This window comes from Thermoflavimicrobium dichotomicum (genome assembly GCF_900114055.1).
GTDB lineage: Bacteria > Bacillota > Bacilli > Thermoactinomycetales > Thermoactinomycetaceae > Thermoflavimicrobium > Thermoflavimicrobium dichotomicum.
Window position 1 is genome coordinate 38,335 of sequence record NZ_FORR01000015.1, and the last position, 13,885, is coordinate 52,219.

1 protein-coding gene (cut by a window edge) is annotated in these 13,885 nt (G+C 50.2%); it reads right to left on the reverse strand.

The window, feature by feature from the left end:
- On the reverse strand, positions 1-13,836 hold the 5' portion of the coding sequence (locus BMZ78_RS13640) for a non-ribosomal peptide synthetase (RefSeq protein WP_093230995.1). It extends 5,442 nt beyond the left edge of the window; 13,836 of the gene's 19,278 nt are visible here — the first part of the coding sequence; its start codon is at positions 13,834-13,836; its stop codon lies off the left edge, out of view.
- Positions 13,837-13,885 lie beyond the last annotated feature (49 nt).

A 13,885-nucleotide genomic window follows, 5' to 3' on the forward strand; every position in this document is an offset into this window, starting at 1 on the left:
GCCTTCTCCTCCTTTTGGCACAAGACAGGCTGTCGTTACCACCGTATTTTCCGTCGGGCCATAATGGTTGACCACATCGACCGGGATATCAGCTGGCGGATACACGTGAAGCTGGTCTCCGCCTGTGAGCAATTTTCTCAAAGGCAGACGCTGTGGCCACTCCAGGGTTAGCAGGCTTTCTAACAGCGGTGTTGGCACAAAGCTGACAGTTACTTGCTCCTGGATGAACCAGTCGCGCAACTGATCCGGTGCCAAGCGTACTTCTTCAGATGGGATGCAGAGACTTGCCCCTGCCACGAGGGTAGGCCACAGTTCCCACACTGAAGCATCAAATGCTGGGCCGGCGATCAGGGCAGTACGATCCTTACTGGTCAATTCATACTCCCGGATGTGCCAGAATACCAGGTTGAGCAGAGAACGGTGCGTAATGCGTACTCCTTTGGGTTGACCGGTAGAGCCAGAGGTATAGATCATATAGGCCAGTTGGTCCACAAAAACGGACACCTCGGGAGCTGCCTGACTTTCTGCAGCAATGAGAGATTCATCCGTTTGCCAACAGATGACCTGTTTACCCGCTTCTAACATCCACTCTGCCTGTTGTGCAGTTCGGCAAAGGATCACAGATACTTCTGCATCTGCCATCATATAAGCCAAGCGTTCTTGCGGATAAGCCGGATCCATAGGTACATAGGCGGCCCCAGCCTTTAAAACAGCCAAAACACTGATGACCAGTTCCGGTGAACGTTCCATGCAAATACCAACCACATCACCGGAGGATACCCCACGTTTTTGCAATGCATGCGCCAGTTGGTTCGCCCGGCGATTCAGCTCCTTGTATGTCCATACAGCAGTTCCATCATCTACCGCCACTTGATCCGGATCCCGTTCCGCCCGCCATGCGACCCATTCGTGAACCGCACGATCAGCAGGAAAATCGGTCCATGTCTGGTTCCACGCTTGCAGTTGTTTTTGCTCCTCATCCGTGAGTAACGGCAATTGGTGAATGGTTTGTTCCGGTTCCCTGACAATCGCTTGAAGTAACTGCTGGAACTGCGCTGCCATGCGCTGGATCGTTTCTGCTTTAAACAGATCGGTATTGAATTCGAAGACTGCTGCAAATCCATCTTCGCCCTCTCCCATTGTCAGTGTGAGGTCGAATTTGGCCGTCCTGACTGGCAATTCCAACGATTGGACGGTCAGATCCTCAAATGCCTCGGCAATTCCGGGCATATTTTGGAGGGCAAACATCACCTGGAACAATGGTGAATGGCTCAAGTTTCTCTCTGGCTGCAGTTCATCGACAACCTTTTCAAAAGGTACGTCCTGATGCGCATAAGCTCCCAGCGCCACTTCACGTACCCGGTGCAACAGCTCACGGAAGCTGGGGTTCCCCGACAAATCCGTACGGAAGACCAGCGTGTTGACGAAAAAGCCGATCAGCTCTTCGGTCTCTTTGTGATTGCGCCCGGCAATCGGACTGCCGACGGCTATATCTTCCTGACGGCTATAGCGACACAGTAACAGCTGGAAGGCAGCGAGCAGAGTCATAAACAAGGTCGTGCCTTCTTTTCGGCTCAGTTCCTGCAGTTGTTCAACCAGTTCGCCTGAAAGTACCATCCGATATGCATCGCCATGGAACGTTTGCTCCGCTGGGCGTGGGAAATCCGTTGGCAATTGCAGAACCGGGACATCTGCAAGCTGCTGTTTCCAATAAGCGAGCTGTTTTTCCAGTACTTCTTCCTGGAGCCATGTTTGTTGCCATGCAGCAAAATCGGCATATTGGATCAGCAGATCTGGCAGTTGGGCCTGCTCTCCCCTGGTTTCGGCTGTATACAACTGGATCAGGTCTCTGAAGAACACTTGCATCGACCAACCATCGGAAACAATATGGTGCATATTGACATACAACAGCCAGTCTTCCTCAGCCAATCGATACAGGATCGCCCTGATTAATGGCCCCTGATGCAGCACAAACGGCCGCTCGATGTCTGCATGAATATGCGATAACGCTTGTTCCATTGGTTCCGCTTCTCTTGCGAGGTCTACCACTTTCCACGCATCCCGGCCTGATTCACCGATCACCTGAACCACTTGCCCATCGATCTTCTTAAAGGTCGTCCGCATGGATTCATGCCGATCAATCAAGGCATGGAAACTGCGCTCCAGGGCAAGGGGATCCACTTTTCCTTCCAAACGTAGCGCAAACGGCAAATTGTATGCGACGTTTCCCGGTTTTAGCTGGTCCAGGAACCACAACCGCTGTTGCGCATAAGAAAGCGGCAGCTGATGACTCTGGCGTGAAATTTTCGGAATCGTTGTTACCTGAAGGGATACGCCTTGCACTTTCGAATCGATTTCTTGGGCCAGTTCACTGAGCACTGGTTTTTCAAACAGGATCCGCAGTGGCAGTTGGATTTGGAACGTTTCATGGATCCGTGCCATAACCTGAGTGGCTAACAGAGAATGCCCGCCCAGCTCGAAGAAATGATCATGGACTCCCACAGGTTGAATTCGCAATACTTCACTCCAAATGGCGGCCAGAATTTCTTCTGTGGCTGTTCGTGGGGCGACATATGCCTGGTCTGAACCGGTTTGCTTTGGTGCTGGCAATGCCTTGCGATCCAATTTTCCATTGGGAGTGAGTGGCAAAGCGTCCATGACCACAAAAACGCTTGGTATCATATAATCAGGCAGTTTTTGTTTGACATGCTGTTGCCATGCATCTGTATCTGCCTGCTCGGATACTACATAAGCCACCAGGCGCTTGTCTCCAGGAATATCTTCCCGCGCGACCACCACCACATCTTGCACCGTCGGATGCTTACGAAGAACGGCTTCGATTTCACCCAGCTCAATCCGATAGCCACGAATTTTCACCTGATGGTCAATCCGTCCCAAGAACTCCAGCTGGCCATCCTCCCGATAACGAACCAGGTCTCCCGTTTTGTACAGACGAGTGGTTTCACCTTTTGCCCATGGAGATGGTATAAACCGCTCCGCTGTCATCTCTTCTTTATGGAGATAACCACGGGCAACCCCCGCTCCACTCAGATACAGCTCTCCAGGCACCCCAATCGGTACTGGACGTAATCGGGCATCAAGCACATAAGCCTGCGTATTGGATAATGGACGACCAATCGGCGGTTGCGTATCTGCACCTTTTTCCACCAGTGCATAGGTGGAATAGGTGGTGTCTTCGGATGGCCCATACAAGTTGTATACTTTTTCCACCGTTCCCAGCGCATAAATCTGTTGTGCCAGTTGATTCGGAAGCGGTTCGCCTGCAAGATTCACCGTGCGAACGGAAGCCGGAATACCTTTGATGCGCAAGAGTTCCGCCATCGCTGAGGGAACGGTATTGATCAGTGTTACCTGATCTTTCATGGACAGTTCAGGCAACTGCAACGCATTTTCAGCCAAAATCACGGTTCCGCCCACACTGAGTGGCACAAACATTTCAAACACGGACAAATCAAAACAAATCGAAGTGGATGCCAATACCCCTTGCAATTCTTCCGGAGTAAATACCGTTCGTGCCCAATGGATCAAGGCGGAAGCATTGCGATGGGTAATCATGACCCCTTTGGGCTGCCCCGTTGAACCAGAGGTATAGATCAAGTAAGCCAAATGATCAGCACTTGCCAGGGATTGTGGATCATCCTCTGCCTCTGCCGCCCACTCCGATGCATCACGATCCACCGCAATGACCGATGCAGATACCTCTTTCAACTCCGGTTCAAGCGCTGCCTGCGTCAAAATCACCCGGGCTTGTGCATCTGACAGCATGTATAGAAGACGTTCCTTTGGATAGGCCGGATCCAGCGGGACATAGGTACCACCTGCTTTCAGCACGGCCAATATGCCAACGAGAAGATCGAGTGAACGGTTCATAAAGATACCGACACGCACTTCTGGCTCTACGCCCTGTTTTTGCAGGAAGTGAGCCAAACGATTCGCACGGTGGTTTAACGCTTCATATGTTAACGCCCTTTCTTCTGTCATCACAGCGATGGCCGCAGGCGTCCGTTTCACTTGCTGTTCCACCCATTCATGAATGGTGTGATCCATCGGATAGTCACAGGCGGTATCATTCCACTCAGCCAGTAAATGTGTTTCTTCCTCTGTCAGAATGTCTACCTGTGCCACCGGTTGCTCTGGACATTCCACCAGATCCCGCAAAATCACTTGCAGTTGCTCGATCATGCGGGCAATTGTCTCGTCAGGGAAACGGTTGGCATCAAACATCCATTTCAAATACAACTGTTCACCGGGTGCGACGATGAGGGTTAACGGATAACTGACCTGTTCCAAACCTTTCGCTTGCAAGATATCCAGCTCTCCAGGAACGCGATTGGCCACTTCACCCACCGGATAATTCTCAAAAACCACCAGGGTGTCAAACAGGGAAGCGCCTGCTGGCAGCTCACTCCAGCTTTGAATATCGACCAGCGGTGTATATTCATATTGACGCAATTCCAGTTGCTCCAGCTGCAGTTGCTTCAACCATGCCAGTACCGTTTGCTCCATCGGCACTTGCACACGAACAGGTAAGGTATTGATAAAAAGCCCCACCATTTTTTCGACACCAGGCAAATCGGCTGGACGCCCTGAAACCGTTGCACCATAGACGACATCATTTTCTCCACTATAACGACTGAGCAGATAAGCCCATGCACCCTGTACAACGGTATTCACTGTCATGCGATGCTGACGGACAAAGTCCGTTAATCTGGCTGTCATCTCTTCAGACAGATAAACGACACGTTCCTGATATGCGGGTTTTTCCTGGCTGGATTGTGTTTTCCAGGCAGGAAGGACAGTCGGTGTTGTGAACCCTTTGAACTTCGTGCGCCAGAATGTTTCTGCTTCCTCCTGATCCTGTTTTTGCAGCCAAGCGATATATTCGCGATAAGGACGAACTTCTTCGAGTTGGATGGGTTGCTCCGTTGTCAAACTTTCATAAAGGGTGAACAAGTCCTGGAAAATGAGCGGCATGCTCCAGCCATCCAGGATGACGTGATGGTAAGTCCAGACAAACTGATAGGATTCCTCTCCTTGCTTAAACAAGGCCAGGCGCATAAATGGCGCTTGATTCAATGAAAAACCGCGTTTTCGATCCTGCTCCAGGTAGGATTGGAGGAAATCCTCCTGTTCTGCTGGGGTTCGCTCGGTCCAATCTTCTACTAAGATGGGAAGCTCCACTTGCTTCAAGACCACTTGATGCGGGCGAGCAAGCCCTTCAGCCACAATCGCCGTCCGCAGCACCGAATATCGCTGCGCGATTCGCTTCCATGCCTCCATAAACGCGGGAACATCCAGCTTGCCAGCTAGAGTGAACATCATTTGCACCACATAGTCGCCTTCACCCTCATCCACCAAACTGTGGAACCATAATCCTTCCTGCAGCGGCGACAGGGGATAAATATCTTCTGCATCCGGATATAATCTCAGCACCTGATCAAGCTCTGTTTGCGTCAGCTGGGCCAACGGGAAGTCAGAAGGTGTATATCCCCGTTCCTCTTCCTGGCATGCCGTAATCAATGTCCGCAAGCAATCGATATAGATTTCGGCGATTCGGGCAACAGTGTCTCTTCGAAACACTTTTTCGCTAAACATCCATGTGATATGCAGTTGACCACCAACAATGCCACCCACCACATCCAACAGATGGGGACGAGGCGTTGCTGGATCGACATGGTGACCGCGTGACTCTGGTGCTTCGCCGATAAAGAAGCCATCTGCATTCATCGTTTGATCAAATTGTCCCAGATAGTTGAAGCTGATGTCTGTCCCTTTCCCTGACTGTTTCTTGAACACCTCAGCTGTCTCCTGATCAGACAGATAGTGTAAGAGTCCGTATCCCATGCCCTGATTCGGAATGCGTCGTAATTGTTCTTTCACCGCCTTGATGGCTTCAATTGGGCTTTTCTCACCATGTAAGGCAAGCAAAACGGGATACATACTGGTAAACCAGCCAACCGTCCGTGATACATCCACTCCTTCGACCATCTCTTCACGGCCATGCTCTTCGAGATGGATGCGGAAACACGACTGTCCAGTCCATTTTGCCAAAGTTTGCCCCAATGCTGTTAACAATACTTCCTGGATCTGTGCCCGATAAGCTCGCGGAACTTCTTTCAGGAGAGCCTGAGTCTCTTCCGGCTCCAATGACAGGGTAACCGTTTGCGTGAAGGCTTCGGTATTTTCTCCTGCAGGATGGTCCACAGGCAATGTTGCAGTGGGTTGATCCAGTTGTTGCAACCAGATTGACTGTTCTTGCTTCAGGGCACCAGACTGGGTATACGCTGCCAATTGCTGTACCCACTGTCTATAAGAAGCCGTTTTTTGTGGCAAACGAACCGTTTGGCCACGTTCCAATTGCTTGTAAACCATCACAAAATCGCCCAGGAGAATCCGCCAGGATACTCCATCGATGACCAAATGATGGGCAACAAACAAGAGCCGGCCCGGAGCCCCTTCTCCACAGTTGAAATAGACCACCCGTAACAACGGTCCCTGGCTGAGATGCAGGCTGGTTTGAGTTTTCTCCGCTACCTCTTCGATCACATGTCTTTGTTCATCCGCTTCCAAGTGACTGACATCGACATAGTCGAATGGAACAGCATCATCCAGCCCTCCGTAAAATTGCCGCCACTTGCCATCCTGCTCGACAAATCGCAGACGCAATGCATCATGATAGATCAGGAGGTGTACAAGTGTTTCCTGAATCAACCTTGGTTGCAATGGTTTTCCTGTCAAAAGAAACATGGACTGGTTCCAATGATGGCGATTGGACATCTCTTGTTCAAAGAACCACTGCTGAATCGAGTACAGCGGAACTTCCCCCGTCAATACACCCTGCTCTGCTTCCACCATGGCCACTTGCCCAACTGCTTGCGCCAACTCAGCAATGGTTTGCCTTTCAAACAGCTGCTTCGGCGTTAGACAGAGCCCCTGTTGATTGGCTTTTGCGACAATCTGGATGCTCAGGATGGAATCCCCACCCAAAGCAAAGAAATTGTCATGAATGCCCACACGTTGAATCCGGAGTACCTGTTGCCAGATTTCAGCCAGCTTTTGCTCCACTTCATTCCGGGGAGCTACATAGGCTCCTTCCTGTACCTCATTCCAGTCCGGTGCAGGTAACGCCCGGCGATCAATTTTGCCATTGGCAGTGAGCGGCAAAGCAGACAAGGTGACAAATGCCGCAGGAACCATATATTCCGGCAACTGCCGTTTCAGGAACTGGCGCCCTTCTTCAGCTGTAAATGTGGCCTGGTTTTCTGGCACCACATAAGCAGCCAAACGTTTATCTCCAGGAACATCTTCACGTACAACGACGACTGCTTCTTTTACAGCTGGATGTTCAGACAGGATCGCTTCAATTTCGCCAAGTTCAATGCGAAAACCACGAATTTTCACTTGTTGATCCATCCGTCCCAAATACTCGAGCTGTCCATCCGGCAAGAAACGGACCAAATCACCTGTTCGGTACAGGCGCGCTTGCGGATCTGTGCTGAACGGATGCGGGATAAAGCGCTCCAATGTTAACTCAGGACGATGCAAATATCCTTGTGCCAGGCTGTCTCCACCGATGTACAGCTCACCTGGAACACCAAGTGGAACCGGCTGGAGATCTCGATCCAATACATACACTTCGGTATTGGCAATGGGGCGTCCAATCGGTGGCAATCCGTGATCCGCCTGATCTGCGGTTGGCACTTTCGCCATCGTAGCTACCACTGTACTCTCCGTCGGACCATAATGGTTGATCACTTCCACAGGAAAATCGTTCGCTGGATAATAACGGAGCTGATCTCCACCTGTTAACAGCTTGCGCAAAGCCAAAGATTCTGGCCATGGCACAAACAGCAGTTGTTCCAATAATGGCGTGGGGACAAAGCTGATCGTAATCTCATTTTCAACCAGCCAATCCCGTAGCGCTTCTGGAGAGAGCCGAGTATCATCCGTTGGAATATGCAAGCTCGCTCCCGCCACAAGGGTTGGCCAGATTTCCCAAACAGAGGCATCAAAAGCAACTCCCGCAAGTAACGTGGTTCGATCCGTTGCGCTTAGCTCATACTCCCGTAGATGCCAAAACACGAGATTGAGTAACGAACGGTGCTGAACCATCACGCCTTTGGGCTTGCCTGTAGAGCCTGATGTATAGATCACATAGGCCAATGAGTCCACCGTTACGGGAACGTACAGATTTTCCGTGCTTTCCCGGGAAATTTCCGTCCAATCCTCATCCAGGCAAATCATCCGGTCTACCTTTGGCAACTGTCCCTCCAGATGAGCCTGAGTCAACAGGATATCCACCTGCGCATCTTCCAGCATATAAGTGATCCGGTCTGCTGGATAGGCCGGGTCAATCGGGACATAGGTACTGCCTGTTTTCAAAATTCCAAGCAGTCCGATGACAAGCTCTGGTGACCTTTCCATACAGACTCCCACCAGGCTTCCCTGCCCCACACCCCGTTTATTTAAGTAATGAGCCAACTGATTGGCACGACGGTTCAGCTCGCCGTATGTCAAATGGGTTGTTTCACTGGCAACTGCCAGAGCCTCTGGTTGTTCTTCCGCTCGACGTTCCACCCATTTATGCACACAATCGTCCAGCGGAATGGGCAACTGCGTTTGATTCCATGCACTTAGAAGTTGACGCTCATCTTCCGTCAAGATCGGCAATTGCCCGATAGGCTGATCCGGATTGGCAATGATCCCTTGCAGGAGAGTGCCAAACTGTGCAGCCATCCGTGCAATGGTCGAATCTGCAAACAGATCAGTATTATATTCAAAGGCAATGACCAAACCTTCTTCACTTTCAGCCGCATTTAAAATAAGGTCAAATTTGGCCGTTGTATGCTCGATCTCCACCGCTTCAACCTGTAACTCACCCATTTCAGGCACAGAAGCAGAAGCGTTCTGTAAAGCAAACATCACCTGGAAAAGCGGGGTATGGCTGAGATGACGGTCCGGTTCCAGTTCATCGACTACTTTTTCAAATGGAACATCCTGATGAGTATAGGCTCCCAAAGCCACTTCACGTACCCGAGCCAACAACTCTCGAAAACTTGGATTGCCGGATAAATCCGTCCGATAAACCAGGGTGTTGACGAAAAAGCCGATGAGCCCTTCCAGATCTGCGTGATTTCGTCCTGCGATCGGGCTTCCAACCGCAATATCTTCTTGCCCGCTATAACGGCAAAGTAATGTTTGGAAAGCGGCCAACAATGTCATGAACAAGGTCACACCGTTTTTCTGGCTAAGCGCCTCCAATTCAGTGAGAATGTCCCTTGGCAAAGTCATCCGATACGTTGCACCATGGAAAGTTTGTTCCGCCGGGCGGGGATAATCCGTCGGCAGTTGCAAAACCGGAACATCCGCCAGTTGTTTTTTCCAGTAAGCCAACTGATTACTCAGGCTTTCTTCTGACTGGCATTCACGTTGCCATAAAGCATAGTCAGCATATTGGATCGGCAACTCTGGCAATGAAGGGATTTCACCGGATACCTTTGCTTCATAAATGGCAAACAGTTCACGGGTCAATACTCCAAGCGACCAACCATCTGAAATGATGTGGTGCATATTGATGTAGAGTAACCATTCATCATCAGCCATCTGGCACAATTTCACCCGTACGAGTGGACCCTGGCTCAAATCGAAGGGCTTCGATGCATCTTCACGCAAATGACGCATCGCTGTGCCTTCAGGATCTTGTTCCGCTCTCAAATCAAGTGACTGCCACCATCCATTCACCTGCTCGACAACCACTTGAACTGCCTGGCCTTCTTCCTCCTGAAAAACGGTCCGCAAAGACTCATGACGCCTGAACAAAACTTGCCAGCTTTCCTCGAAAGCAGGGATATGGAGTTTTCCTTTCAAACGTAGAGCAAAGGGGATGTTATAGACAGCAGATTGGTTCATGAGCCGATCCAAAAACCAGAGCCGTTGTTGGGCATACGATAATGGGAAAGCCTGCCCTTGTCGGTCTTTCGGCTGAATGTTTCGTTCGACTGACTCCACTTCTCCACGCAACAGGCCTTCAATGACTTCAGAAAGCTCTCTGACTGTCGGCTTTTCAAAAAGCACACGTAACGGCAGATCGATCGCAAACGCCTGGTTTAAGCGTGCAATCACCTGTGTTGCCAGAAGTGAGTTTCCACCCAGTTCAAAGAAGTTTTGCCGGACAGCTACTTGAGGTACACGCAACACCTCATGCCAAATGCCAGCAACGATCTCTTCAATGGGTGTACTGGCCTGTGCCGATTCTTCGGACTGAAGCGAAAGATCTGGAGCTGGCAGTGCCTTGCGATCCACTTTTCCATTGGGATTGAGCGGCAGGCTATCCATCACAACAAAGGCAGATGGTACCATGTATTCAGGAAGTCTCTCTTTGGCATACGCACGCCAATCACCGCTTTGATCCAAGCCCTGTTCACAAACGAGGTAAGCCACCAGCCGCTTGTCTCCAGGTACGTCCTCCCGCACAATTACCACCGCTTCTTTGACAGCTGGATGCTGGTTTAAGACGGCTTCAATTTCCCCAAGCTCAATGCGGAAACCACGCACTTTCACCTGATGGTCCAGACGCCCCAGAAACTCCAAATTGCCATCTGGCAAATACCGGACCAAATCACCTGTTTTATACAGGCGAGCTTCCGGGTCATCACGAAATGGATGAGCCACAAACCGCTCTGCCGTCAATTCCGGACGACGGTGATAACCTCGTGCCAATCCGTCCCCACCGACAAACAACTCACCAGGGATCCCGATCGGTACAGGTTGCCCATATCGATCCAGCACATACACTTCCGTATTGCTGATAGGGCGACCAATCGGAACAGAAGATCCCCCAGACCAGTCAGCCGGAATCGAATAACAGCAAGTAAAGGTGGTATTTTCCGTTGGACCATATCCATTGATGATTTGCACCCCACCCAAAGCCAGTACTTTCCTGACATGAGGAACGGAGACCACATCACCACCGACCAACAGCTGGCGCAGGCCTTTCAGTGCTTCGACATGATGGTCTGCCATCAGATTGAACAAGCCTGAAGTCAACCACAGCGTCGTCACTTGATACTTTTGCAATGCTTCGGCAATCTCTTCCAAAGATGGTTGATGAGGTGGCATCACAACCAGTTTGGCGCCATTGAGCAAAGGCCCCCAGATTTCCAATGTAGATGCATCAAAAGCGACGGGAGCAAGTTGCAAAAAGACTTCATCCGCATCAAAACGGGCATAATTGGCTCCTTTCACCAACCGCACGATCCCACGATGGATCACTTCCACACCTTTTGGCTTTCCGGTAGAACCCGATGTGTACATGACGTAGGCCAGGTTTTCGCCACAGGCTACAGGTGCAGGATCATCGGTACTCTGTTGCTCGATCTCCTCCCAGGCCTGATCAATCATGATCATTTGTGTATTTTCAAGTGACCATGTTTCAGCGAGATGAGATTGTGTCAACAATACCCTTACTTGCGCATCTTCCACCATATAAGCCAGCCGCTCTTTTGGATAGGTCGGATCAAGCGGTACATATGCACCACCCGCTTTTAAGACTCCCAGGAGAGCCACGATCAAATCAAGGGAGCGGTCCATCGCGATTCCAACCATCGTTTCAAGTCCGACTCCTTGCTTCCGCAAATAATGGGCTACCTGGTTGGCACGCTGATTCAGCTCTTGATAGGTTAGGGAGTGATCACCGAAAACGACAGCAATCTGGTCGGGTGTGGCTACTGCCTGTTGGGCGAACAGGTCGCCTACCGAAGCCTCACGTGGATATGCAACTTTAGTTTCATTCCAGCGACGAAGCTCCTCCTCCTCTTCTTTCGTCAACATGGTCAGGCTGCCAATCGGTTGATCAGGCTGCGCTGCTGCTCCAGCCAACAATTGTCGAAAATGACGGGCCATCCGGGCAATCGTTTCCGGTGCAAACAAATCCGTATTATATTCAAACGTCGCCACAAGTCCGTCGTTGCTTTCCATCATGGTCAAGGTCAGGTCAAATTTGGCGATATCCTGTTGGACACTGACCGGACGGATGGTCAAACCATGGACATCTTCGAATGCCAGTGGCATGTTTTGCAAAGTAAACATGACCTGGAACAAAGGGGAATGGCTTAAACTCCGTTCTGGTTGCAGTTCATCGACCACTTTTTCAAACGGAACATCCTGATGCGCATAAGCTTCTAAGGCCATTTCCCGTACACGGGCCAATAATTCACGGAAACTCGGATTTCCAGACAGATCTGTGCGAAATACCAGGGTATTGACAAAGAAGCCCATCACACCTTCGAGCTCTTTGCGGTTCCGACCGGCAATCGGGCTTCCGACCGCAATGTCTTCCTGACCGCTATACCGACTCAGCAGGATTTGAAAACCAGCCAAAAGTGTCATAAACAGACTGGTTCCTTCCTGCTTGCCCAGTGCTTGCAATTCTTGGGCCAGATCCTGTGGCAAAGTGATGTTGTGAATGGCTCCATGGAATGTCTGCCTGGCAGGCCGCGGATAATCGGTTGGCAACTGTAAAACGGGAAGATCCGCCAATTGCTTTTTCCAATAAGCCAACTGCTTGGCCTGCACTTCCTCTTTGAGCCAGTCCTGTTGCCACAAGGTATAGTCCACATACTGAATCGGCAAATCAGGCAGTGAAATGGATTCCTGTTGGGTCAAAGTAGAATAAACCGTCCACAATTCCTTGAAAAATACTCCCATCGACCAACCGTCTGCCACTATATGATGGATCGTGATTAACAAAATCCAGTCGTTGTCATCCATCTGAAACAGACTGGCCCGTACCAAAGGACCTTGTTTTAAATCAAAGGGCTGCTCTGCATCTTCCTTGATTCGTGCAATCACTTGCGCTTCAGGATCCTCTTCTTTCCGTAAATCTTCGACCCTCAAGTTCATTTTCACATGCTCAGCAATGATTTGAACGGGTTCTCCATCGATCTCAGAGAAAGTCGTACGCAATGCTTCATGTCGTCCAACCAGAGTTTCCAGACTCTGTTCCAATGCCTGCAAATGGAGATCTCCATGAATGCGTACGGCGGAAGGAATATTGTACACTGCAGTATGAGGCATCCATTTTTCAAAAAACCACAACCGTCTTTGAGCATAAGACATCGGAAAAATCCGCTCTTTCCTTGAAACCGGTTGAATGGTAGACCATGTGCTTTTTTCAGGCGCTGTTTGGCCAAGTTCCTTTTCGATCCGTTCTGCCAACTGGGCAATGGTGGGTGCTTCATATACAATTTGTGGGGGCAGTGGAAGGTTAAAGACTTGCTGAAGGTAAATATGTAACTCTTCTGCTAGTAAATCATCGCCGCCCATTTGGAAAAAGTCTTGAAACACACTGATTTCTTCCTGTTCAAAAAACTCCGTCCAAATTTCGGCAATCATCTCTTCTGTAACCGTACGCGGAAGAACCTTCTGAAGTGCAGGAGGTACTGGCAGAGACTCCTGATCCACCTCGCCATCCGCTGTCAGTGGCAGATCAGCCAGTATCACAAGATCAGCCAGCTCCACTTCACTTCCCCATTCTTTATCGAGCCATGTCAACAAAGTCTGTCTGATCTCTGGATCACCATGCTCTTCTGCCGCCCGATTACTGACCACGTCGGATCTGACTTCGTCATTAACAGAGGCCATGACTTCTTTTTCCATCATTTCACTTGTCTCTTGCTGGAGTACAACATAAGCAATCAGCTGCTGTTCGTTCGTTTCCATTTCACGGGAAACAACCACCGCATCCGATACCATCGGATGTTGCTTTAATGCTTTTTCCAATGCCTGCATTTCTGTTTGAAAACTGCGCGTCTTCATCGTCGGTCAGCTCCTTTCTCCAATGATGTAGGGAGGATGGGAAGGATCG